The organism is Methanoregula sp., assembly GCF_028679125.1.
Lineage (GTDB): Archaea > Halobacteriota > Methanomicrobia > Methanomicrobiales > Methanospirillaceae > Methanoregula.
Window position 1 is genome coordinate 1 of the sequence record NZ_JAJRCG010000009.1, and the last position, 23998, is coordinate 23998.

At 55.7% G+C, this 23998-nt stretch carries 25 protein-coding genes and 1 tRNA gene; 14 read left to right on the top strand and 12 right to left on the bottom strand.

Features of this window, described 5'->3' with window-relative positions:
• Window positions 1-39 precede the first annotated feature (39 nt).
• The 7 genes from LUQ43_RS07655 (at window position 40) to LUQ43_RS07685 (ending at window position 6463) form a co-directional block, all read left to right on the top strand.
• A tRNA-Phe gene (locus tag LUQ43_RS07655) sits at window positions 40-113 on the top strand.
• A 169-nt stretch (window positions 114-282) separates the two neighbouring features.
• The gene (locus LUQ43_RS07660) at window positions 283-2280 is read left to right on the top strand and encodes a cation:proton antiporter (protein ID WP_299965900.1); all 1998 of its coding nucleotides are present in this window, start codon (window positions 283-285) and stop codon (window positions 2278-2280) included.
• Window positions 2281-2519: 239 nt separating this feature from the next.
• Window positions 2520-4505, top strand: a complete 1986-nt coding sequence (locus tag LUQ43_RS07665) for a monovalent cation:proton antiporter family protein (RefSeq protein WP_299965903.1) — start codon at window positions 2520-2522, stop codon at window positions 4503-4505.
• A 328-nt stretch (window positions 4506-4833) separates the two neighbouring features.
• Window positions 4834-5226, top strand: a complete 393-nt coding sequence (locus LUQ43_RS07670) for a spore germination protein GerW family protein (protein ID WP_299965906.1) — start codon at window positions 4834-4836, stop codon at window positions 5224-5226.
• A gap of 18 nt (window positions 5227-5244) precedes the next feature.
• Entirely contained in the window at window positions 5245-5940 is a 696-nt protein-coding gene (locus LUQ43_RS07675) for a DUF2953 domain-containing protein (protein ID WP_299965909.1), read from the top strand.
• Window positions 5937-6152, top strand: coding sequence for a hypothetical protein (locus LUQ43_RS07680; protein WP_299965912.1), 216 nt, complete (start codon window positions 5937-5939; stop codon window positions 6150-6152). Before LUQ43_RS07675 ends, LUQ43_RS07680 begins: the two co-directional genes overlap by 4 nt.
• A gap of 155 nt (window positions 6153-6307) precedes the next feature.
• Complete coding sequence (locus LUQ43_RS07685) at window positions 6308-6463, top strand: hypothetical protein (protein WP_299965915.1); 156 nt, start codon at window positions 6308-6310, stop codon at window positions 6461-6463.
• A gap of 81 nt (window positions 6464-6544) precedes the next feature.
• Here LUQ43_RS07685 and LUQ43_RS07690 read toward each other — a convergent pair whose 3' ends face one another.
• Together LUQ43_RS07690 and LUQ43_RS07695 are read right to left on the bottom strand one after the other, a co-directional pair.
• Window positions 6545-6913, bottom strand: a complete 369-nt coding sequence (locus tag LUQ43_RS07690; protein WP_299965918.1) for a response regulator — start codon at window positions 6911-6913, stop codon at window positions 6545-6547.
• The gene (locus LUQ43_RS07695; RefSeq protein ID WP_299965921.1) at window positions 6903-8693 is read right to left on the bottom strand and encodes a PAS domain-containing sensor histidine kinase; all 1791 of its coding nucleotides are present in this window, start codon (window positions 8691-8693) and stop codon (window positions 6903-6905) included. The genes LUQ43_RS07690 and LUQ43_RS07695 overlap by 11 nt, the downstream gene beginning before the upstream one ends.
• Before the next feature lie 199 nt (window positions 8694-8892).
• On the opposite strand from LUQ43_RS07695, the gene LUQ43_RS07700 reads away from it, so the two are divergent.
• The 3 genes from LUQ43_RS07700 to LUQ43_RS07710 all read left to right on the top strand — a co-directional run bounded on the left by LUQ43_RS07700 (window position 8893) and on the right by LUQ43_RS07710 (window position 11143).
• A complete protein-coding gene (locus LUQ43_RS07700; protein ID WP_299965924.1) occupies window positions 8893-9576 on the top strand; it encodes a 2,5-diamino-6-(ribosylamino)-4(3H)-pyrimidinone 5'-phosphate reductase in 684 nt (227 codons plus the stop codon).
• Window positions 9577-9776: 200 nt separating this feature from the next.
• Window positions 9777-10985 (top strand): SLC13 family permease, encoded by a 1209-nt coding sequence (locus LUQ43_RS07705; RefSeq protein ID WP_299965926.1) that lies wholly within the window; start codon window positions 9777-9779, stop codon window positions 10983-10985.
• A 32-nt stretch (window positions 10986-11017) separates the two neighbouring features.
• Window positions 11018-11143 carry a hypothetical protein gene (locus tag LUQ43_RS07710; RefSeq protein WP_299965929.1) on the top strand — a complete coding sequence of 42 codons (126 nt, stop codon included), beginning with the start codon at window positions 11018-11020 and terminating at the stop codon, window positions 11141-11143.
• Window positions 11144-12227: 1084 nt separating this feature from the next.
• On the opposite strand, the gene aglJ is transcribed toward LUQ43_RS07710, so the two are convergent.
• A complete protein-coding gene (aglJ, locus tag LUQ43_RS07715; RefSeq protein ID WP_299965931.1) occupies window positions 12228-13151 on the bottom strand; it encodes an S-layer glycoprotein N-glycosyltransferase AglJ in 924 nt (307 codons plus the stop codon).
• 38 nt (window positions 13152-13189) lie between these two features.
• On the opposite strand from aglJ, the gene LUQ43_RS07720 reads away from it, so the two are divergent.
• Window positions 13190-13765 carry a DUF99 family protein gene (locus LUQ43_RS07720; protein ID WP_299965933.1) on the top strand — a complete coding sequence of 192 codons (576 nt, stop codon included), beginning with the start codon at window positions 13190-13192 and terminating at the stop codon, window positions 13763-13765.
• A gap of 97 nt (window positions 13766-13862) precedes the next feature.
• Window positions 13863-14054 carry a rubredoxin gene (locus LUQ43_RS07725; protein ID WP_299965935.1) on the top strand — a complete coding sequence of 64 codons (192 nt, stop codon included), beginning with the start codon at window positions 13863-13865 and terminating at the stop codon, window positions 14052-14054.
• On the opposite strand, the gene LUQ43_RS07730 is transcribed toward LUQ43_RS07725, so the two are convergent.
• A complete protein-coding gene (locus LUQ43_RS07730) occupies window positions 14035-14604 on the bottom strand; it encodes an archaellin/type IV pilin N-terminal domain-containing protein (RefSeq protein WP_299965937.1) in 570 nt (189 codons plus the stop codon). The genes LUQ43_RS07725 and LUQ43_RS07730 overlap by 20 nt on opposite strands.
• Before the next feature lie 215 nt (window positions 14605-14819).
• Between LUQ43_RS07730 and LUQ43_RS07735 the strand changes: the two genes are divergently transcribed.
• Together LUQ43_RS07735 and LUQ43_RS07740 are read left to right on the top strand one after the other, a co-directional pair.
• Complete coding sequence (locus LUQ43_RS07735) at window positions 14820-15776, top strand: tetratricopeptide repeat protein (RefSeq protein ID WP_299965938.1); 957 nt, start codon at window positions 14820-14822, stop codon at window positions 15774-15776.
• Between the two features lie 62 nt (window positions 15777-15838).
• A complete protein-coding gene (locus tag LUQ43_RS07740) occupies window positions 15839-17182 on the top strand; it encodes an AIR synthase-related protein (RefSeq protein WP_299965940.1) in 1344 nt (447 codons plus the stop codon).
• On the opposite strand, the gene LUQ43_RS07745 is transcribed toward LUQ43_RS07740, so the two are convergent.
• From LUQ43_RS07745 to LUQ43_RS07780, 8 genes are all read right to left on the bottom strand, one after another.
• Window positions 17179-17910, bottom strand: a complete 732-nt coding sequence (locus LUQ43_RS07745; protein WP_299965942.1) for a class I SAM-dependent methyltransferase — start codon at window positions 17908-17910, stop codon at window positions 17179-17181. The genes LUQ43_RS07740 and LUQ43_RS07745 overlap by 4 nt on opposite strands.
• Window positions 17907-18902, bottom strand: a complete 996-nt coding sequence (locus LUQ43_RS07750) for an AAA family ATPase (protein ID WP_299965945.1) — start codon at window positions 18900-18902, stop codon at window positions 17907-17909. Before LUQ43_RS07750 ends, LUQ43_RS07745 begins: the two co-directional genes overlap by 4 nt.
• On the bottom strand, window positions 18889-19620 hold the full coding sequence (locus LUQ43_RS07755) for a 4-phosphopantoate--beta-alanine ligase (protein WP_299965948.1): 732 nt from the start codon (window positions 19618-19620) through the stop codon (window positions 18889-18891). Before LUQ43_RS07755 ends, LUQ43_RS07750 begins: the two co-directional genes overlap by 14 nt.
• Window positions 19617-20483, bottom strand: coding sequence for a pantoate kinase (locus tag LUQ43_RS07760; RefSeq protein WP_299965951.1), 867 nt, complete (start codon window positions 20481-20483; stop codon window positions 19617-19619). Before LUQ43_RS07760 ends, LUQ43_RS07755 begins: the two co-directional genes overlap by 4 nt.
• 97 nt (window positions 20484-20580) lie before the next feature.
• Window positions 20581-21741, bottom strand: a complete 1161-nt coding sequence (gene coaBC / locus LUQ43_RS07765) for a bifunctional phosphopantothenoylcysteine decarboxylase/phosphopantothenate--cysteine ligase CoaBC (protein WP_299965954.1) — start codon at window positions 21739-21741, stop codon at window positions 20581-20583.
• Window positions 21738-22616 carry a methyltransferase gene (locus LUQ43_RS07770; RefSeq protein WP_299965957.1) on the bottom strand — a complete coding sequence of 293 codons (879 nt, stop codon included), beginning with the start codon at window positions 22614-22616 and terminating at the stop codon, window positions 21738-21740. The genes coaBC and LUQ43_RS07770 overlap by 4 nt, the downstream gene beginning before the upstream one ends.
• A 2-nt stretch (window positions 22617-22618) precedes the next feature.
• Entirely contained in the window at window positions 22619-23659 is a 1041-nt protein-coding gene (locus LUQ43_RS07775; RefSeq protein WP_299965960.1) for a 60S ribosomal export protein NMD3, read from the bottom strand.
• A complete protein-coding gene (locus LUQ43_RS07780; RefSeq protein WP_299965961.1) occupies window positions 23656-23949 on the bottom strand; it encodes a DUF424 domain-containing protein in 294 nt (97 codons plus the stop codon). Before LUQ43_RS07780 ends, LUQ43_RS07775 begins: the two co-directional genes overlap by 4 nt.
• Window positions 23950-23998 lie beyond the last annotated feature (49 nt).

The following is a 23998-nucleotide window of genomic DNA, read 5'->3' on the forward strand; positions in this document are numbered from 1 at the left end:
GATCATTTATTAGTCAACAGGAACAACATTTGTATCCCTGCCCTAGTAGCTCAGCCCGGGAGAGCGCCAGACTGAAGATCTGGTTGTCGCCTGTTCAAATCAGGCCTGGGGCACTTCTTTTCCCGAACTTTGCTGCAGAACACCGGTACATGCCGGGACCATATCAGCATCACCTATCATGAATACGAATTATTCACAAAAAATAAACGGAACATTTCTTTTGGGATCTGACCGTCGCATAATCACGGGAATGAACCGTTTCTTACACGGGATGATGGCCTAATGGACTTCATGCTTGCTCTTGTCGGTATCGGCATCCTTTCCATCATTCTCCTGTACGTGGGAGCGAAGTACCAGCTGCCGAGCATTGTCAGTTTCCTCATCATCGGCATGTTTGCCGGGCCCTATGGCCTCGCGATCATCACCGACCAGTCCACGATCGAGACGATGGGGGAGATCGGGATCATGCTCCTGCTCTTCACCATTGGCCTCGAGTTCTCGTTTGAAAAACTGCTCAAGTCCTGGCGCATTGTGATCATCGGCGGCCTTGCCCAGCTCTGTACCACGATCGTTGGCATCGCGTTTGCCGCATACATTCTTGGGGTACCGGCCCAGTCAGCCATCGTATTCGGATTCATCATCTCGCTCTCCAGTACAGCAATCGTCATGAAGATCCTGCAGGAACGCCGCGAGGTGGACACTCTGCAGGGCCGGACCCTTTTTGGGATCCTGCTCTTCCAGGACCTCGCCATCATCCCGATGCTCCTCATCACCCCGGTATTCATGGGTATCGGTGGTACCGATCTGGGAGACCTTCCCGAGCAGATCACCAAGGTCGCGATGATCCTCATCCTCATCATCATCCTCGCCAAGTGGGTGATCCCGAAGATGCTGTACAAGGTCGCTTCCCAGAAGAACCGGGAACTCTTCTTCATTACGATCGCCGGTATCTGCGTGATCGTTGCCTGGCTCACCAACCAGGCCGGGCTCTCGTACACGCTCGGGGCATTCGTTGCCGGCCTGATCATCGGGGAATCGGATTACAACATCGATGCGCTCAGCCACATCATCCCGTTCCGGGACATCTTTGCCGCAATCTTCTTCCTCTCCATCGGGATGCTGCTGGACACAAAAACCATCTTCGCGGACTCGTCGTTCATCACCCTCATCCTGATGATTGTGATCCTGATCATCGGCATCAAGATCCTGACCGGTATGTTCGCATCGGCCATCCTCGGGATGCCGGCCCGTGTCTCCATCATGACGGGTTTTGCGCTCTGCCAGGTGGGAGAGTTCTCGTTCGTGCTCGCGAAGACCGGTCTTGACGCGAACTTTATCCCGAACAGGATCTACCAGATCTTCCTTGCGGCAGCCATCGTCACGATGGCCCTCACGCCCTTCATGATGAACGCCGCCCCCCGGGTGACCGAGTTCTGGTACCGCCATGCGCCCCGACGGGTCCTTCCCGACCCTGCGGGATGCTCTGCTGGTGTCACACCCGAACGATCGCTCACGGATCATATCATTATCGCAGGATACGGCATCACCGGCAAGAGTGTTGCCCGTGCAGCCGAGATCACCGGCATCCCCTACATGGTCATCGAACTGAATCCGGATATCATCCGGAGGGAGAAATCCTCCCGTCGCCCGTTCTTCCTCTTTGGGGATGCAGCCCAGGAGGAACTGCTGGAACATGCCGGGATCCGCGATGCACGGGCACTGGTTGTCGTTGTGTCCGACCAGGAAGTAATTCCCCGCATCGTCCATTCCGCCCGGCAGCTGGCGCCGGAGATCTATATCATCGCCCGGACAACGCACATCCGCCATGCACAATACCTGCTGGATCTCGGAGCCGATGAGGTCGTGTCGGAAGAGTACGAGGCGGCAAAGGAGATCTTCACCCGGGCACTGAAGAAGTACCGGCTGCCAGATTCGGAGATTGCAAAAATCGTCTCAAAACTTCAGAACTGGGGCTATGCCAAGTTTATCAAGAACGGGAACAACACGCCGACGATGGGCATGGACACGGTCCTCTTATCCCTGCGTATCCATATGCTCACCGTTGAGCCGGGATCCTTTGCTGACGGGAAGACGATTGCGGACCTGGAACTCAAAAGCAGGTATGGCATATCCGATTTCGGCGTTCGCCGTGATAACAAGACCACCGCCCAGCCGGATGTGAGCACCTGCCTGATAGCGGGTGACGCGCTCATCATCTTTGCAACAGACCAGACGGCCAAGGATCTCGGCCATTGTTTCTCAAAACAGGAAGAGGCCTGATCTTTTTCATTGGGGCACGAAATAGTGCGCCCGGCCAAATCTTTTGTTTTTATTGATCGGCCCGGACCGGATGGCATACGATTCTTTCATTCCTGCTACCGGTCGCAGTAATGATCCTTTCCTTTCGCAAATGAGTGCTGGTTTTTTTAGCACGTGGTATCGTACCCTGTTGCAGAAAGTATTATATCCGGTTCATCGCCACCTCTACTCAAAGTCTGTAATACACCGGAAGATTCTGCATGGATATCCTCGTTGCCAGTGTAAGTGTCCTGATACTTGCCGTCCTCCTCCTCTACTTCGGCCAGCGCCTGAAGATCCCCAGTATTGTCAGCTACCTGATCATCGGCATCCTGGTCGGGCCGTACAGTTTCGGGATCATCACCAACCAGGATGCCATTGATGCGTTCGGCAATATCGGGATTGTCCTGCTCCTCTTTACCATTGGTCTTGAATTCTCGTTCCAGAAACTCCTGCGCTCATGGCGGACGGTGATCATCGGGGGATCCGTACAGGTCCTGGTCACGATCGTTGCAATCACCCTTCTCACCGAATATCTCGGTATGCCTTTTTCCGAGGCGCTGATCTTCGGGTTCATCGTCTCCCTCTCCAGCACGGCCATTGTCATGAAGATCCTGCAGGAGAAAGGCGAGGTGGATACTCTCCAGGGCAGGACGCTTCTTGGGATCCTCATCTTCCAGGACCTTGCCATCATTCCCATGATGCTTATCGCACCCATGCTTGTCGGGAGCGGGGGCATTGACCTGAATTCACTGCCATTCCAGATAGGAAAAGTCGCCATCATCCTCCTTGTCATCATCGTCATGGCCCGCTGGGTGATCCCGGCGTTCCTGTACAAAGTGGCATGCGAGAAGAACCGCGAGCTCTTCCTCATCACCCTTGCCGGCATCTGTGTTCTCATCGCGTGGCTGACAAGCGAAGCGGGGCTCTCGTTCACGCTCGGGGCGTTCATTGCCGGGCTCATCATCGGGGAATCGGATTACAATATCAATGCCCTCGGCCACATCATCCCGTTCCGGGATGTCTTTGCTGCAATCTTCTTCCTCTCGATCGGTATGCTCCTCAATACCCAGACTATCTTCTCCGATTTCTATTACGTGGCCATGATCGTTGTCACCATCATTGTCGTAAAGATCCTTACGGGTGCGGTTGCCGCCGCAGTGATCGGGATGCCGCTGCGGGTCTGTGTTTTTTCGGGCCTTGCACTCTGCCAGATCGGGGAGTTCTCCTTTGTCCTGGCAAAGACCGGTCTTGACTCCGCACTCATCCCGAACGTGGTCTACCAGATTTTCCTTGCCGCGGCGATCATCACCATGGCCCTGACCCCCTTTACCATGAATGCAGCACCGAAAACCGTTGATCTCATCTACCGGATCGTGCCGGCCCGGATCCTTAAACAGCGGGCAGAACCCGCAGAGGAGATAGAGAAGGATCTCTCCAATCACCTCATCATCGCCGGCTATGGCATCACCGGCAAGAGCGTTGCCCGGGCAGCTGCCATTGCCGGGATTTCCTACATGGTCATCGAGCTGAACCCGGCGATCATCCGGCAGGAGAGGTCAACCTTCCGCCCCAACTTCATGTTCGGGGATGCCGTACAGGCTGAAGTACTGGAACATGCCGGTATCCGGCGGGCACGGACGCTGGTCATCGTTGTGTCCGATGAGGATGCCATCCCCCGTATTATCAATACCGCACGGGAACTTGCGCCCGGCGTGCATATTCTTGCGCGGACACGGCGGGTGCGGGAGGCCCGGGCCCTGCTGGATCTGGGTGCTGATGAAGTGATCTCGGAAGAATTTGAGGCATCGGTTGAGATCTTCTCCCGGGTACTCCGGAAATACCAGCTTCCCGATGAGGAGATCAATTACATTATAAAAAAGACCAAGGCGATCGGCACTACCCTGTTCGCGAAGAGTACCACGGGCGAAGCGGAACTGGAAGATCCCAGCATTCTCTTCAACGACCGGCACGTACACTCATTCCTTATCGAACCCGGTTCCAAAGCAGACGGGAAGACAATTGGCGAACTGGAGCTGCATACCCGTTTTGGCATAGGAGAGTTCGGCATCCGCAGCGGTGGGCGGACCACCAGCCGGATCCAGCCCGCACGAAAGCTCAGTGCAGGAGAATCTCTCATCACCTTCATAACAGACGAGACCGCCCGGGAAGTGGCCCCGTTGTTTGCGAAGAAAGTCAACTCCTGATACTGAAATGGCCTGGAGATCATTTGATTTTCACCGGTCATGCAATCAGGGTACTTCTGAATCATGTCCGGCCGTTTGATTTGGATCTCACCGCATCAATCTTCTCTTCCGGTGACCCGCAGATCCGGAGATGCCATGAGGAGATCTTCCCGTATGTACCGGATAGTGATGGCAGCCCGGTCCTGTCTGAAGATCAGGCCTCATATCCCGTCATGAGATCCTGTCATGACCGGGATCACCTGCATGTCACGGTCGCCAGGTACAGCCGTGTCCACGTCCCGGACGATTTAAAATAGGTGAACGATGCTATCTTTGGTGAGTGAACACCATGTCCAACGAACAGATGCTTCAGGAAACAGCAGCTGAGCTGAAGGGATTCCTATCAGCAAAGAACGTGATGGGCGAACCGGTTGATTTCGGTGACAAGCTGGTCGTGCCGGTGGCACGCTATGGTTTCGCGTTTGGTGCCGGGGGCAACCATGCGAAGGATGGCGGCGGACAGGGTGCCGGTGCCGGTGGCGGGATCGAGCCGATAGCACTCGTCATCCTCCACAAGGACGTGAAGGGGCCAGAAGGTGTCCAGGTAATGTCTCTCAAAAAGGACAGCCAGCTTGCCCAGGTTATCTCTGCCCTCTCCGAGTCGCTGGCCCCGCAGGTGATCGATGCGGTCAAGACGATGACCCGGAACAAGGATGAAGGCAGCAAGAAAGACGAACTATAACCCTGCCATATCTTTTTTATGAACCTCCTCCTCATCCCGGCGTTTATTATCCTCCTGCTCATTGTCCCGCTCCTTACCCTTACACTCCTGCTGTACGCGATCCCGGTCCGGGCAGCGGCTGCGCTTATCTGGAGCGCAGACCGGCATGAGCCATCCGTGCTCATCTCGTGGGGTATCATTGCCATCCGGTCATCGGGTTCTGGGAAGAACCTGGAGACCACGGTACTCGTGTGTGGCCACCGGGTTCTCTCCCATACCGGCCAGATGGAAGCGGGAAAACCGGAGAGCCCGGGAAATGTGGCGGTACCGGAGCCCAAAGCGGGAGTTGAGGAACCGCTGGATATCGGCGAGCTGGTCCATATCGTGCACCGGATGATCGGGCCGGTCGGCACGTTCGGTTCCGCCTTCTGGCAGCAGAGCCGGTTCGTGGATGCACGGGGCACCGTGACACTCGGGCTTGGCGACCCGGTCCTGACCGGGGAGACCTATGGCTGTTACTGGGCGTCACGATTCGCCCTTCTCGCGTCCCGCATTGATGTGGAGATGGTGCCGGTCTTTGACCGGGTCGTCTTTGAACTGGATATCACGGTACGGGTCCGGGTCGAACATCCCCTCCTTGTGCTGATCGCCGGCCTGAACCTTGCAAAGGAACCGGCGATACAGGCAGCAATAGCATATGCTGCCCGCAGGAAACCGGGGGTGACCGGGGCATGAGTAACGAGCTGCGGTTGCAGCAGCCGCAGGTATACGGGAACCGCACTATCATCCCCGTGGTCAGGGAAAACTCGACCTGTTACGGACACGGGATGATTGCCGCCGTTCACCCGGTAGCACTCCTCATCGGTGAGAACGGGGCGTGGGGGATTGTCCTGCTCGAAGGCGATTCGGTAGCTGCAATTTTGGAGAAGATCGTCCTGCCGGCCTGAACAGTCGATGGGTACCGGGCAAACCGTGGGCTCTCCGGATGCATTTACCTGCCAGAACACAGGGGCAATGGCGCCCTGTCCGCCAGGATATATCGCCCTGAAATCGAATCATTTTTCTCTCAAACCACAAAATACTACGATGGAGCAAGGCGATAATGACCGAACTGTCCGTGGATCTGGGAACTGAAATGAAGAAAGTGGAAGCCGAGCGCCGCAAAGCTGACGTGGACCACCAGATCAGGGAACTCGAACAGGACATGAACAAGACCGGCCATGCGGTATCAGAAGAGATCAGAAAAACACCGCAGTGATGCATGCATACCCGGATCCGGAACTCCGCGAACAATGAGCGGGATGCAATGCACCCTTAAAAAATTATTGCGATTTTTTATTTATTTTCCAAGAAAACGCTCGATGCCGGCCTTCAGATCAGGTACTGATACAGGTTTTTGCAGCACGCCAAGGTAAGGATCATTCATCTGCCTGATCTTCTCCTCAACAGATGGCGAGGCCGTGAACAAGAGCACCGGCAGTTCCCGGATATTGTACTCGGTCCGGAGTTTTTCCAGGAACTCCCAGCCATTGATCGGCGTCATCATGATATCCAGCAGGATGAGTGCCGGGGGATCCCTCTTCACCAGCTCGAGTGCCTCCAGAACATCCGGGACAAGAACCGGCTCGTACCCGATCTTTCGAAGAAGGATCTCCATCATCTCGAGGATTGGCAGGTCATCTTCAACAAGCATAATCTTACGCGTCATGCTGCACCTCCTTTGGCAGATGAATGGTAAATGTACTGCCGCCATTCACGACACTTTCAACGGTGATATCGCCCCCATGCATCTGGACCACTTTCTTTGCAATGGAGAGCGAGAGGCCGAGCCGTTCATACTTACGGGCAAGAACAACGCCATCTGCCAGCTGGAACGGCTCGAAGATCGAACATAACTGGCTTGGCGCTATGCCGATGCCATTGTCCCGGATCGCAATGTGATGCTGCCGGTCATCAATCCCCGTCCGGTAGATGATACCGATCTTCCGCGGGGGCTTGGAATAACTGATGGCATTGGACAGGATGGAATCCAGGATACTGATCATGCGGTCTGCATCGGCCGTGATCATGACAGATTCTCCGACATCAACTGTCAGATCGGCTTTTGTGCCAAACCCCCCGTCGTCCAGCACTTTCCTGACCATGGGTGCAAGGGCAAAGGTTGAATATTTCAGCTTGATCTTCCCGCTGTCCAGCACCGAGAGGTCCAGCATCTGGTTGATGATCTGCCGCTCGCGATCCACGCTTGCAAGGCAGCGTTCAAGGATCTTCTTGGTATCCGCGACAATGCCGAACCCCTCCGGATCGGAGATCAGGAGATTGAGGTACCCGAGGATGGGCTGAAGGGGCGTCCGCAGCTCGTGAGCAACGGTGATGATGATACCCCGGCGGCGGTCATTATCCTGGAGGATCTTCTCTTCCAGCCGCTGTTTTTCAGAGATATCGACAAGGTTGATGAGGGTAGCCGGGTTCTCCAGGTGCCGGATAGCGGTAGTAAAGAGTGCTGCGCCCCGGATCTCGCCGCTCTTTGTCACGAACCGCAATTCCCGGGTTTGTGCTGCGGGAATTTTCTGTGACCATTGTGCCATGAACTCATTCAGATTCTCACGATCCCCCGGATCGATGAAGGTCTCCAGGCTTTTACCGGTAATCTCCGCAACCGTATGTCCCAGAAACGCAACAAACGACGGGTTGGCAAAACGGATGAACCCGTTCTGGATGATGAGGATACTGGTGGGCGAACTCTCGGTGAGCTGCCGGTACTTCATCATGTTGTCGTTGTTGAGTTTCTCGGCAATCTTGCGGCCATTGATGTTCATCACCGAACAACTGACGGTATTCGCATCGATGTGATCCCACGAGAGGTTCACCCAGCAGGATCCCCCGTCTTTTGTGGCAAACCGTGTCTCGAAATCCGAGGTGGTCTTCTCCTTTTCGATCCGCTCAAGGAACCGGCTCTTCTCCCGGGGAGTGAGGAAGATATCCAGGAATGATTTTTCATTCACCTGGCCGGGGGTATAATTCAGCATGCCGGAGAACTTGGTGTTGCTCGTGCGGATGGCGAATGTCGCCGAATCGAAAAGGAGGATCCCGATCTGCGAGTGCTCGAAGATAGCCCGGTACCGGACTTCCCCGGAACGGACCCGCTCGTTGAAGAACGTGATGAGTGCCGCGAGAATGATGAAAAAAATTGCTTCGGATGTAACGCTAATCATTGCCAGGGAATCGGGATAACTGTGATAGTACCCTATGGTCTGGAAAGCGAAGCTGCATATCGCTGCAATATACAGGCCGCGTCTCGGGAAAAAATATGCCGCATAGATGATCGGTATGAACAGGAGCTGGGAACTGATGAGGCAAAAAGCGCTGGAATACGCCATGGCAGTGATAAGGATACACGAAATGGTCAGCGATGTGACAACGATGATCCGTACCAGTTCTTCATCAGGTACCGGGAAACGGTCAATTGGCAATGCAATCTCACCCATAATTCGTTTTGGCAATCTGTTTTCATTTTATTTAAAATGAAGCATCTGAATCAGACCGTTTTACGTGAGATGAGTGGCTTTTCACACTAAAAAAGGGGATTTGTTAGAGAATTGCCCGGGAACAATGCGGGTACCTGAAGAAGGGATCGCACATAAATCAGTGGTTTATTATAACCGGGAGGGCAACCAACGATGGACTATGCGACCCCATGTGATTGTCAATGTTGCCATGAGTGCTGACGGCAAACTCTCCACCCGCGAACGGCGCCAGGTAAAGATATCCGGGGTCCAGGATTTTAACCGGGTTGACCGGCTCAAGGCCGGCAGCGATGCGGTCATGGTCGGGATCGGGACGGTCCTTGCGGATGACCCGTCACTGACCGTGAAAGCAGAAGAATGCCGGACCAACCGGATACGGCGGGGGGTTGACGAGCACCCGATCCGTATTGTTGTCGACAGCCATGCCCGCACCCCGCCGGATGCATCCATCCTGCTCAAGGGAACGGGAAAACGGATCATCGCGGTTGCTGAAGAGGCGGACAAAGAGAACGTAGCGCACCTTCAGTCACTCGCAACGGTGATCGTTGCCGGCCGGGACCGGGTGGACCTGACGCTTCTTATGGATGAACTGGGCGCGATGGGTATCCAGCGGGTCATGGTGGAGGGGGGCGGTACCCTTATTGCCGGGCTGATCGCGGCCGGGCTGGTAGATGAGATCTATACCTTCATCGGGAACCTGGTGATTGGCGGGAAGGATGCCCCGACCCTTGCCGATGGCGCAGGATTCCTCAAGGAGTCCGAGTTCTGCCGGCTCACGCTCCTTGAGACCCGAAAGATCGAAGAGGGAATCCTCCTGCACTGGAACGTGGATCACCAACCATAACTGTGCCATTTTTCCGGAAAATTTGCAAAAAATAAAAAATTTACCAATTTTCCGAAGAGATTGCGTTTTTTGCGATATTGACCCCGGAAAATTTTTCCGGCCAGACACGCTCGCATCCCCCCAGTTCTGACAGAATGACAATCCTCATCATCGTGCAGTAAAAGAGATCTGTTACGTACATTCCCATCATCGTACTTGCCGTGGTTTTCCTGCTCATTGCGGTCAGGCAGGTCGGCAGGTTCAATCTCAGGATCTGGCAGATCATGCTCGGCGGAGCGATTGTCGTTCTCCTTACTGGTCAGATCTCGCCATCCGATGCCGTCCATGCCATCGATCCCGATGTGATGCTCTTCCTCTTTGGCATGTTCGTGGTCGGGGAGGCGCTGGTTGCAAGCGGCTATCTCTCCTGCATTGCGCACCGCTTCTTTGCCCGGGCGAAAAATCCCGACCAGGTCGTGCTCTTCATCCTCTTTGGCATGGGCATCCTCTCGGCGCTTTTGATGAACGACACCCTCGCCGTGATCGGCACGCCGCTCGTCCTTGGTCTTGCAGCGGGTCGCAGAATTTCACCAAAACTCCTCATGCTCACGCTCGCCATCGCGATCACCACCGGCAGCGTCATGAGCCCGATCGGCAATCCCCAGAACCTGCTCGTTGCCCTCAACTCCGGTATGGCCTCGCCCTTTGTCACGTTCGCACTCTATCTCGCCATCCCGACCCTGCTCTGTCTCGGGGTCGCGTACGCGGTGCTGCGCTGGCTCTATCCCGGAGAATTCCTGCCACGGGTGTATGAGCAGGAACCGGCCCCGGCCTGCGATGCACGGCTGATGATCCTTGTAAAGATTGCGCTCGCGATTGTCCTGCTGCTGGCAGCGGCAAACATCATTGCGTCGCTCCTCACCGGCTCCATGCTCGTGACCCTGCCCTTGATCGCTATCGGTGCCGCCCTTCCCGTTATTCTCTTCTCGCACAGGCGCTTTGAGATTCTCAAAGCGATCGACTGGTATACGCTCGTCTTCTTTGCCGCGATGTTCGTTCTCATGGAGAGCGTCTGGCTGACGGGATTTTTCCAGTCATTTGTCAGCGGGGCAATGCTCTCATCGGTCCCGCTGCTCCTTGGTACCAGCGTCATCATCAGCCAGTTCATCTCCAATGTGCCGTTCGTTGCCCTCTTCCAGCCGCTCGTGATGCAGGCTGGAAGCGGCACGGCACAACTCATGGCGCTTGCGGCCGGCAGCACGATTGCCGGCAATCTCACGATCCTAGGGGCGGCGAGCAACGTGATCATCATCCAGAACGCGGAGAAGCAGGGCGTGACGCTGACATTCTTTGAGTTCATGAAAGTCGGGCTGCCACTCACGGTGTTGCAGGTACTGGTATACTGGGGATGGCTGGCGGTGGTGGGGTAACAATATTACAACCCGCGATAAGCCCCGCTCCGGTGTCGGATAGAGATCACGGTCACTTCGTGGCCGGCAGCACGATTACCGGCAACCTCGCGACCCTGGGGGCGACGAACAACGTGATCATTATCCGGAACAAGGGAGAACCTGGGGGGCAACTGTGACGTTCTCCGACAGAGAAATTGCCCTCTCCGACGTGAGGCCCCCTGCCAAAACTGGGCTTCTTTTCATTTTCCCGCACCATTGCCCGTTTGGAAGGATATCGGCCATCCAATTGCGTCTATTTACGCCATTTTTGATCTCCGACGGAGAAAAACCAATCGGAGCCCGTATAACTCGGTAAAATCTCCCTATTTCGGGGTTTTCCGGGAATTACGCACTTTTGAAGGGGGTCCGGCCGGGTTCCTGGGATCGTTCTCCGTCGGAGAATGGGGTTTGGGAGAATGTATCTTTCCCAGGGTATTTCATAGGGATAACATCCGATGTGAAATATACGTTTACGTCGTAGACTAATCTGTCGGACCCCCTGTTCAGTGAAAAACTCCAGGAGTTTTGTATCAAACAGGGGGTCGCTCGATCCCAATCCGGGCACGTACAGGGCTCCGTTCCGGAAAAATCGGGAATCGGGGCACGTATTGGGGCCGGATAGGGGATGGCCCGAATCCGGAAAAAGGGGGTTCCGGGAGATTGTTTTGAATGGGGGTTTACGGTGTGAGACGCGGGGATTCCGATGCCGGGTTTCGTTGCGGACCGGGCCATGAAAATTTTTCTGAAAAGTTTTTGAAATTATTTTTGACGTGGAAAAAATTTAGGGAAAAAAACTGCGAGAGATCGCGGAATTTTTTACTTATGAGCCACAAGTCTCACAAAATATTTTTGCTGATGGTGTGGGGGTCGCATGAAATATTTCCAAAGAGGGGGCGGACCTTCCGGGATTAAAAAGAGCAGGCCGGGTCGCGATCGCGGGGCGTCTGTGGGATCGCTACAGGGCCGGACAAAATGATCTCATGCGAGGCCCGGAGTCCAAGGAGGGGGTGGGCCATGGGCGTGTTCCTGTAAGGGGGAGCAAACACCGGACGATTGCGAGTGCGTTCACAATTTTTCCGGATCAACCCGACCCTGCTTAAAATTGGTAACCAAATCCTGTCAGAAAACTATCCGGCAGACCCTGGTCGCAAAAAGGTAACCGGTTGTGCATCTCCCCTTCTCGCATATACCGGGAAAAAAACAAAACCGTTTTAAAAAAAATTACTTGGGTGGTTTTGGCGGTTGGAGAAGCTGGATCTCCCGGATAATCTCGCGGTGGAAAACGAGCAGCATGTCGCTGATCATGCCGAACATGAAGATCTCGATACCCACGACAATGAGAAGGACCGTAAGAATGGTAAGCGGAATATGCTCGATATTATTGAGCCATTCGAGCAATACGAAGAGCCCGATGAGCACACCCAGTATGGAGGTAAAAATGCCCATCATGCCGAAGTAGAACATCGGGTTGTTGACCCGTGCGAGCCGGTAGATCGTGCTGACGATCTTGATCCCGTCATGGAATGGTGAGAGTTTGGTGGCGGTTCCCGGCCGCTGGGAATACCGGATGGGAACTACCATGACCCGCTGGCCGTTCCGCACCGATTCGACCGAGATCTCGGTCTCGATCTCGAAGCCGGTCTCTTTTAAGTGCATCTGCTGGATGGCAAGGCGGGTAAATGCCCGGTACCCAGAGAGAATGTCATGGAGATCCCGGCTATGGGCGATCTTGAAGAGAAGATTGAGCATATGGTTGCCAAAGAGATTGAGCTGGGAGAAGGATCCCTCTTCAGCATTGATCAGCCGGTCGCCAATCACCTGGTCGAACCCGAGGAACAGGGGAGTGAGCATCTTCTCGGCATCTTTGGCAGAATATGTGCCGTCCCCGTCAAGCATGAGGATGTAGGGCTGCTCAATCACTTCAAATGCCTCGATGATGGCATTCCCTTTCCCTTTTCCGGATTGCGTGCGGACGATGGCACCCGCTTCCCGGGCAATTTTCACGGAATTGTCCGTGCTCTTGCCATCGATGACAAGAATATGGGTATACCCGAGGGTCTTGAATTCTTTAACCACCCCGCCAACGGTCGGCGCCTCATTGAGAATGGGAATTAAGATGCAGACCTCATCCTTGTTGAATTTCATTGGTATAGTATTTTTAATCCAGTGTCATAAGTGCTTCTATGCATCTGCCCAAGAAAGGGCTGAGGGCACTGGGCATTGCGGAAAGTTATACCGGCAGGACACGGTCGATCCTTGCGGGTGTTGTGATGCGAAAGGATCTCCGCATTGACGGCTTCACGTTCGGGACCGCAACGGTCGGGGGATTGGATGCAACCGATGCGATCCTTGCCATGATCCGCGATCTGCACCGTCGGGATCTGAACGTCATCCTGCTCTCCGGGTGCGTGATCTCGTGGTTCAACGTGATCGACCCGGCCCGGGTAGAACAGGAATCCGGCGTACCGGTCATCTGCGTCACCTATGAGGAGTCCGATGGACTGGCCGGTGATATTGCACACCATTTCCCGGAGGATCCTGATCGGATTGCCGCGTACCGGCAGCTGGGTGAACGCATGCCGGCCCTGTTGCAGACCGGCCAGACCATCTATCTCCGTTCCTGGGGTATCACTCACGAGGATGCGGCGCAGCTCTGCGATGATTTTACCCTGGACGGGAAAATTCCCGAGCCCCTGCGGGTTGCCCGGCTCTGCGCCCGGAACCTGCCGGTTTTGGAACCGGCGCCCGGTATTCCCTGATACCCGGGGGATTGCCCTGAAGGGTGAATTCATATAACCGCAGGAAAAAGGAGAATATGTAATATACAAAAATCTCTTGTTACGGAGTTGTTTGACATTGACACAGGTTACAAAACTTGCACGATGGGTATGCCTCGAGTGCCACTATATCTATGATCCTGAAAAAGGCGATCCGAAGAATGGTATACCTGCAGGAACCCCCTGGGAACAGGTGCCGGATACGTGGCGGTGTCCCGAATGTAAAGTTCTCAAGGCAAAGAAAGGCGTGTTCAAGCGCCTTGATGACTGAGAAATAATTTCATCATTCTTTCCTGATTCGTTTCTTCGGTATGTGGCCAGGTGTCGGTGGACAGGATCTGGTTGGTGTCCCGGTCATACACCTCGAACCGGACGTTGTCCCCCGGATAAAATGTCCGGTCAGAATAATCAATGAAAATGGAGGCATCCGGCGACCATGCATAATCGTCCGTACCAAACCCCCCGATGGTCTGGATCCCGTACGGTTTATCCCGGATATACTTGTTGAAATTTATGTACGGGATGACGCAGGGAAGGAGTTCCCCGTTCCTGTACGTTTTTGCATATAATTTTGTGTTGTCATACGCGGTGGTTCCGCGGTTCTTTACCACCATATAACTATCATAATTCAGGACTCCGTTCTCTCCGGTATGACGGAGTTTCGTGATCTCGAATATTGTCGGGACCGGGGGATCAAACCCCAACTTAGGCATCTGGATGATCAGGGCCAGCACAAGTGCTGCAAGTGCGATGGTGACAACTACCAGAAGTATGACACCAATCGGGTTTGATTGTCCGCTGTCCGAGGAGTCCCGGGTCACAAAGAGAAGATCATTTTTAATAAATATATTGTTTACTATTCTATCAAAAAAACAAAATGATCATTGTTTTATAGTTAAAAATATAAGCCATTTTATGCTCTGTTTCCGGAACCCGGACCGATCAATTTTCACCAATACATTAACATAAATATCACGTATACAAATCAGTGGTAAGGATAAGCGCCTTGTCACCGGGATCAGGTCCCGTGTTCTCTATGCCGGATTTTGCAGACAGTACTGGTTTTCGAAATAAAGGCAGGGAGTACTATTATGAAGGTCTCGCACTCGGGCGTGACCGTCGGCATGACGATGCCCTGAAGTCGTTCTCTCTTGCCCTTGAAGCCGATCCAACGCTCGCCCTTGCATGGGTGGGCAGGGGATTTGCCCTGGGGAAACTGGGCCGGTACGAGGAAGAGATCGAATGCTGTGACAAGGCAATCGTACTGGATCCCGGGTGTGCTGATGCATGGATTGGCAGGGGATTTGCCTGTGGCATGCTCGGCAGGTTTGACGACAAAGTAACATGCTGTGACCAGGCACTGCAGATCGATCCGGAGAATGCAACGGCCTGGAACAACAAGGGCGTTGCGCTGGGCATGCTGGGGAAATACGAATCGGAGATCCGGTGCTGTGACCGGGCCCTTGAAATCCGTCCCCGGTATCTTTCCGCATGGGTGAACAAGGGATTTGCCTGCGGGAAACTGAAGCGCTATGAGGACGAGATTGCCTGTTATGACCGGGCACTCCGGGTGTACCCGTTCTTCCATTCTGCGCTCATCAAGAAAGGAATCGGCCTCATCAACCTGAAAAAATATGTACCGGCCGTTGAGGTACTGGACCGGGCGCTCGCCATTGAACCGGAGCATGCAAAGGCCCTGTACCGGAAAGGACTGGCGCTCTCCTTTCTGGGAAGGCACACGGAAGCGATTGCCTGCCTGGAAAAAGCGCTGGCGCTTGATCCTACGATCGCCGATGCATGGGTGGTGATGAGTAACTCCTGTTTCATGGTAGGACGGCTGGAGGATTCCGCCCGTGCATTCGACCAGGCGTATTATATTGATGCCAAAGATGTCCGCACGGGCATTGTGAAAGGCCTGTCGCTCCTGAAGAACGGGAAGGTTGACGATGCCCTTCATTGCCTTTCTGATGTCCTGGGAATTCTTCTCCGGTAGTCCCCTGCATCCCGGGATCCGGGTACTCCGCCTTTTTATGCCTGTTTCACGAACAGAAAAGTATGGATGTTGAGGAGTATGCCCGCAGGGGAATTGCGGAAGGTACTGATGAGCAGACCCTGCAGAATAACCTGGCAGATCATATTGTCCGTCTGAAAAATACCAATCCCTCCTATGCATCCGCATTTGCCCGCGCCGTTATCGAGGAAGTAAAGAACACGCAGGGGTTGTCCGGTGATTTTTTTACGTTTGAACCGGCCGGCGTCCATATGGGTGAGTTCGGTGTGGGTTCCCGGGGAAAGGGGGATTTTTTTGCCCACCGCCAGATCGCACGGATCATCGGCAAGACCTCTGCGTCCGTTGGTGTCGATGAGATGGACGATGCCGGTGCGGTTGCGGCCGGGGGAAAATATATCATCTGCACGGTCGACGGCATGCACTCCCGGCTCTCCGATTTCCCGTACCTTGCCGGGTTTCACGTGACCCGCGCAACGCTGCGTGACGCGTACGTGATGGGGGCAAAACCTGTCATGCTCTTCTCCGATATCCATGTTGCCGATGACGGTGATGTGGCAAAAATTTTTGAATATACTGCCGGCATCACGACTGTTGGTGAAGCAATGGACGTGCCGCTTGTTACCGGCTCCACCCTGCGCATCGGCGGGGATATGGTGCTGGGCAGCCGGCTCACCGGGTGTGTTGGTGCAGTGGGTGTGGCCGAGCATCTCACGGCCCGGAAATCCACGCAGCCCGGGGATGTGCTGCTGATGACGGAAGGTGCCGGGGGCGGCACGATAGCGACCGCCGCGATCTATTCCGGGTTCCCGGAGGTTGTCGAACAGACCATCAACCTGAATTTCCTGATGGCCTGCGAGACCCTGATGAAGAGCGATGTCTTTACGCAGATCCATGCCATGACCGATGTGACGAATGGCGGGCTCCGGGGCGATGCCTTCGAGATGGCGGAGACGGCGGGGTGCCGGATCCTGATCGATGAACCTGCCATCGGGAGCCTTGTCGAGCCCCATGTCATGTCCATGCTTGAGAACCTCAAGATCGATTATCTCGGGGTATCGCTGGACGCACTCCTTGTTGTGGCGCCCCGAAAAGCCGCGGATGCGATCTGCCGGACGGTTGCATCGGCAGGTGTTGTCATGAAAGAGATCGGGCACGTGGAGATGGGAAAGCCCGAGTCCGTGCTTGTTGCGGACGGGAAAGAGCATGACTTCTCCCCCCGGTTCCGGGAATCTGCATATACCCCGGTCAAGAAAGTCGCGGATACAGAAAACCGTGACTTTGAGGAGATGAAGGAGGGCGTTGTCCGCGCCTCCGAGGCCGCGATCCAGAAAAAGCAGCGGGTACTGCAACGGTTACGGGCAAAGACCGGCAAGACCGGCGCTGCTTAATCTTCGGGTTTTTTCGCGCTCACGAAAATATTGTAGGCAAGCTGGGGAACCCGTTTCTCGACAAAGGGCTCGATCTTCGTGGCGATGTTGAAGAGCGGATCGATCATATCGATGTGGGCAAACGAGCACCACCGGGTGTTGACACGGGTGAACCCGGCATCGGAGAAGAGGCGGGTCATCTCCTCCTCATCGTAATAGTGCTCGCCGAAATCCTTCATGACCACGTGCTTCACCTGCATCTTCTCACTGATCTGGTATAACAGGGGAATTCCTTTGGTCAGGAGTTTCTTGCCGAGGGTTAAGAGAGCAATTGAACCGCCCGGCTTCAGCACCCGGTACGCTTCACTGAGCATGGCATCGGGTTCCTTGACATAACTGAATACCAGCAGGCTGGAGACGGCATCAAACGAATTGTCCCGGAAGGGGAGGGCATCGCCATTTCCTTCGGCAAAGTTGCACATTGCGCACCGGCAGCGTGCCCGCTCCACCATCTTCCGGCTGATGTCTATACCTACCGCGGTTCCCCCGTGACGGATATATTTCTCGACAAAGAGGCCGGTCCCGCAGCCGATATCGAGCAGATCGCCCTTTTCGGGAAGGGCCTTGATCAGGTAATTACTGATATGGGTATGGTAGTTCCGGCCCCGGGGGTGATCGTAGTGGTGATCGTACGTGCCGGCAACCGAATCATAGTGGGTGCGGATCTTATCTTCTTTTATCGTGCTCATGGAAAAATTCCCTGTATCCCCGAGGTAAATGCCCCCAGTTGTACATATTCGTTGTTTGCATGCCGCATCCGGAACTCTGCATCGGCAAGTGCGGTTGCAAGGGCCGGGTGATTGTATTCCCGCTTCAGCACAGCCCGGATCTCAAACAGGACTTCGCTGCCGGAGAGGCCGTAATCGATCATCAGGGATTCGAGGCGGCGCTGCGCCCCCCGGCTGTCACCCCCTTTGAGCAGGTTTACTGCTGCTGTTGCAATGGTTGCTGTCTCGGATTGTGAAATTGCGTTCAGTTCATTGCATCTTCCGGTGGTGAGGGCAACCTGCATCAACAGGATTGCCTGGCGCAGATCCCCCCCGGCAGCCTGCACGATCAGATCCAGGTCGTCAGCAGAACAGGTCCCGTTCCCCGGTTTTTCCTGTTCTTTTATCTTCGTCAGGTACTGAAGCATGGTGTCGTGATCGACCGGGGCAAAGAAGAGCGGCAGGCAGCGCGAGCTGATCGCGGGAATGATGGCGCTCTGGTTGGTGGTGGTAAAGATGAACCGGCAGGTCCCGCTGGTCTGCTCCATGATGCGCCGCAGTCCCTGCTGGGCATCGCGGGTGAGGGCATGCGCATCCTCGAATATCAGGAGCTTGAATTCCGCGTCAAGGGGGCGGAGCGATGCATACCACCTGATGATGTACTTGAAGTTGGTGATCAGGGACTGGTTCTTCTGGTACAGGTGCGTGTACCGCTCATCCTGTTCGAGCAGTGCCTTTCCCTGCTGGAAGATATCCGAAGTCTGGAAGACCGTGGTGTTCTGCTCCCAGTTCTCCTGGTACAGGTCCTTTGCGAAACATTCGATCGCAACACTCTTGCCGGTCCCGTGCGGACCGGTGAGAATAAGGTGAGGCACGGTCCTGGACCCGGCAAAGGAGGTGAGGTGGCGGATGATCACATCCTGTCCCACGATCTCCGGTGATGAGCGCGGCCGGTATTTCTCAGTCCAGAGCATGGGAGAGCCTCAGTGTAATCTCACGTATTGCTTCCGACAAAAGATAATGGTTATCAAGTGAAGCGAGCAGGCGGTTGCGATCAGCAGGTGAGAGTTCAAGGCAGGCTTTTGCTATCTCCGGAAGGGCCCGGGTGACTTCATCGACGACCGTGAGCGTGGCCGTCTTTGCCGTGCGCGAGAGCGGGTTGAGATCAACGGCGATGACCTTCTTTCCCATGCCAATGAGTGCCTCGCAGCGATCCCCGTCTTCCAGAGGAACGAGGATTACATCTGCGGAGTACATGCCCTCCCTCCGGCACCATGCCCGGTCGTGGGTGAGCGGGAGCAACCGTTCGGCCTCGCCGGAATAAACATCAGCGCCCGCATTCCGGAGGATCTCTTCTATCTGCAAAACGCGCTGCCCGGTCCGGTGGAAGAGGTTCACTTCAACAAGTGCACCACAGGCCTTCTGCAATGCTGCGATCTCCGGTGCGGCAAGTGCTGCCGTGTTCCCGTTGACCGATATGACGGGATGCCGGGCGGACATCAGCATGGCCGCTGCGGTCTGCTCGGCAAGCCGGGCGGTTGCGGTTGTCTGTTCGCCGATCAGGTAATCGAAGGCCTCGCCCCTGCCATGGGATGTGAGACCTTCCATTGCCACGACACCGGACCGGGCATATTCTGCAAGCCGTTCACGCGTTACCAGGGAGCGGTACCGGGGATGATCGGGAGGTATCACGGGGACACCCCGGTAATCCGGGCTCCGGAGCGTGCCATGCCGCATTCGCAGACCCCGCCGAATTGCGAAAGGATGTCGCGGGCCTCCGTGCCATAGGCGAATACGCCGTTGCCCAGCATGGTCATGCTTGCCGGGACATCCCGTGCCGTGCAGAGTTCAAGGACCTTCCGGACTTCCGGCGTGGCAAGCCCGCTGTGCAGGGAGAACTGCCGGGAGATCTGGAAGAAATCCTCAACATTCTTCGGGGACCTGCGGGGAAATGCTGATGCTACCTGTTCCATCTGGCGGGGCGATCCGAGAACGGTCGGGGTGTGGATGGGCCCGAAGCTGATCGTGTACACCGGTTCCGTGAGATCGTATCGCCGCTCGATCCGGCCATCGATTCCCGGGCCTCTCCGCACGACCCGCCCGCCGCCCTGGCATGCGGCAACATCCCCGAGACCCGTGCGATGCTCGACTTCGGCTTCGTGGGCGTACAGGGCAATAGCATGATCGGTCAGGTCCAGGCTGTATAACCGGTTCAGTGCAGTCAGCGTTGAAAGGAGCGCTGCTGCCGAGAGGCCGAAGCCGGCGCCGATAGGGAGCTGGCATTCGGTGACAATGGAGGCGGTGACACCGAGCCGGTCCATGACCGAGACGATAAGCGGCGATCCGGTGCTCCTCTCCAACAGCTTGCCCCGGGCATCGTTCCGGTTGACGATAACGGATGTTTTACCGGATGCAGTGACTTTGGCCAAAACCCCTTTGTCGATGACAATACCCGCACCGATGCTTCCGGTCCCGGCCCGGGTATTTCCGCTGATGCGCTTGAAATATCCCGAGATATGACCCGGGCAGAACGCGGTGACAGTACCTGGTTTCATGGATGGCCCCTCGTATACTTACTATTGGTCTTTTCTGACTATAAGGAATCCTGACAGATTTGACGGCCGTTAACCGCCAGGAGAAAAAAGTGTATCATCAACTGAATTTACCGGTCCGAAGTACCTCGTTCCAGATGGTTACGGCAACGTCCTCTTTTGTACCCTTGACCCGCACCTTTTTTTCGGATGTGAGCAGCTCGTAATCGCCGGTGCAGTTTCCCATGGTCTCCGGGTGATTCATCAGGACCAGGGAGACGCCGTTCCGGATCATGGCCTTTGCCTGCTTCTCCGGCTTCCGGTCGATCTTGAAGGCAACCGTGAAGGGAGCATAGCGCTCCATGACCTCGCCCAGCAGTTTTTTGAGGGGAAGGAGATCGATTGTTGCGGGCGTCCCGCTCGCGATCTTTCCCTCTTTTCTCACCGGTGCGAAATCCGAGATTGCGGCGGCGCTGATGTAGATATCCGCTCCCCGGTGTTCCGCAAGATGGTCGAGGACTGCGTGTCGCATCTCGTCTGCGGTGCCTGAAGGGATATTGTGCACGCACGGGAAGGTATCCTGGTGCACCACCGTCACGTCCGCTCCCAGTCGGAATGCCCGGTGGGCAAGTTCCCGGCCCATCTGCCCGCTGGACCGGGTGGTAAGGATTCGCACATCATCCACCGGTTCGCGGCAGGGACCGCTGGTGATGAGCACCGACTTTCCTGCAAGGGGTTTACCCATCACCGCCCGCTCGGACCAGAGCACGATCTCTTCGATATTTGCGATCTTTGCCTTTCCCTCTTCAATGCGGGGTGACAAAACTTCGATTCCCCAGCCTTCCAGTTTCCTGATATTTTCTGTAAGGCCCGGGTGCCGGAACATGCTGTGGTGCATTGCCGGGACGACCAGCACCGGCATGCCGCTGCCGATGGCGGTTGTGGCAAATGTCGTGACGGGCGTGTCGTCGATGCCGCAGGCGATCTTGCTGATGGTGTTCGCGGTGCAGGGTGCAATGAGCAGGAGATCGGCGCTGCCGTCATCCCCGCAGTAGGTCACATGCTCAACGAGACCGGAGATCCGGGTGATGACCGGCCTGCCGCTGGCATAGGCAAGGGCATCGGGAGTGATGATGCCCGCTGCCGCTTCGCTCATCACCGCCTGCACAACCGCACCCTTCCGTCGCAGTGCATGGATGAGCTTCACGCATTCAACCGCAGCGATGCTCCCGGTAACCGCTACGACAACCTGTTTTCCGGCAAGGGTCTCTCCAAGCGTCATGAGATCGTCACATCGTGAACCACATGCCATGCATGCGGCCGGTATTTCTTCACTTTATGTACCCGGATAGTAGCAGAAAAACCTGCTCCTTCCACCATCGCCCGGATCCGTTCATCTGCCGGGCCGATGGTGTGGAGATGGAGAATGGTCCCGTTCTTCACGTGAGCCAGCGCTTCGGGAAGCATGTTCAGCGCGTCAAAATGCCCCATCACGATCCGGTCATAAGTGCCGGTGAGAGACGTGCGGCAGTCTCCTAACATTGCAATGATCCGATCGGTGAGTCGGTTCTTACGGATATTCCGTTCCAGGTATCCGAATGCCACGGGATTGATCTCCATGGCATGGACGTTGGCACCGGCGCCAGCCATGGGCAGGGTGAAGTATCCGATGCCGGCAAACATGTCCGCCACGCGTTCCGTCCCGGAACCGGATCGGATCATCGCGACCATACGGGCTTTCTCGTTCCGGTTGCCCATCGAGAACATGACCTGCTGCGGATCCAGGATGTACGTGATCCCGCTCTCTTTGTGGAGTACCTCCCCGCATGTTCCAAAAAGAATCTCTGTCTCGGGTGTCCGTGTCACATCCCGGAGTTCTGCAATCCGGATAATGCCGCGAGGGTGGCGGAACCGGATGATCTCCTCAAGGTCCGCAGGTGACGGTTTATCGCCGTGGATCACCGCAACATCGCCCATCAGGTAGTAGCCCGGGCCGGAGTAGCGTCTCCGCTCAGGAATCTCTGCATCGCACGGTTCGCCCGGGTGTACCGGTACCCAGGCAACATCTCCCTCAATATACGGAGCACGTGCAGGATCCACCCACCCGGCATTGCTGATCAGGGGAAGATCAGCCCGTGCGATTTTCCGTACCCGCATTCTTATCTGACAATGACGATCTGGTCGCCATCCCGAAGGATGCTGACATGATCCCCGGCCTGGATCGCGACCCACCCGGGTTTTGCAAGTTCAACGGTCTTCCCGGAGGCCGGATCGAGGACCCCGACCCCGGCATGTTCGGAGAATGCGATGAGCGCAGACTCGGCGCTCCGGGCGTTCCCGATGATACGTTCGATCACATCGTCACGCAGGGTCTTGGAGGTCCCGTCCCGGAGATCGGTCACCCGCACAGAGTGCGTTTCAACGCGTTCAACCTCGTAATACCGGTTCGCCGCCCGGACCACATCGAATTTCTGGAACCGGGGAAGGCGCACCGAATAGGTGATCCGGTACAGCTGCCGGCCATTCTTCTCTCCCACCAGTTTGGGGTGCGTTGTGTATCTCCCGCCCAGCTGGGCAACAATGCCCTGCGAGATCATAAGGCCGATATGCTGGGATCCGATGATGATGTCGATGCCGTCATGGATCTCGTTCATGTCCGAGATGAACGAGAGCCGCTCCCCCCCGGACTGGAGATGGTCCTCGATCTGCTGGGCGATGGATGCCGACATCTGGAGCTCAAAGGTGCTGGGAATCCGATCTTCTGCCCGGACCTGCACAACGCCCTCGTAATAACTCCCGCTGATCCGGTTGCACCGGTCGCATTGCTCCTTGTGCCAGACGATCTCGACCGTGCAGGATCCTTCGACCGCGGTCTTGTACATGGTGCCGTGGATCGTCAGGTAGGCACGGGACCGGTTCTGGGTCACGTCCACCACGCTCACGTCGATTGACGGCTTCTTGACATCCGGGTGGAAATGCACAGCGGATCGTGCAAGTTCCGGTCCCAGTTCGTCCCGTCCCCGGATATTATCGGTCCAGGTGTTCACCTGTTTTACCGCATCGCAACTGGGGCACTGGACGTTCTGGACGCGGTTTTCACATGTGAACCATGGCGTGCTGCCGATCTGGCACTGTTTGCACAGTCCGTCGGTATCAGAAGGTTTGCCACATTTCGGGCAGAAATTATCACGGATACTCATAGCTGGTAGATTTGTGCATGTGGCACGTTGCCGATCATGATGCAGTCGGCTTTTGTCAGGAGTCCCATCTCAATGGCGATCCGGATCGTCCGCTCTCCAATGAGGTTGACATTTCCTGCATTCTTCAGTGCTTCCCTGACCTCTTCTTCGGTGACGGGAGTTTTTCCATAGAATGAATCGTGGATTATGACCTTCATCGTGTCATTGGTGATCGTGGTGTTGATGAGTTCGCGATCGCAGACTGCCACGACATCCGCCGTTTCCCGGGAACGGTGAATTTTGAGGAACATTGATCACTCATTGGCGGGCGGGGATAAAAAAAGGTAAGTCGGTACCAGC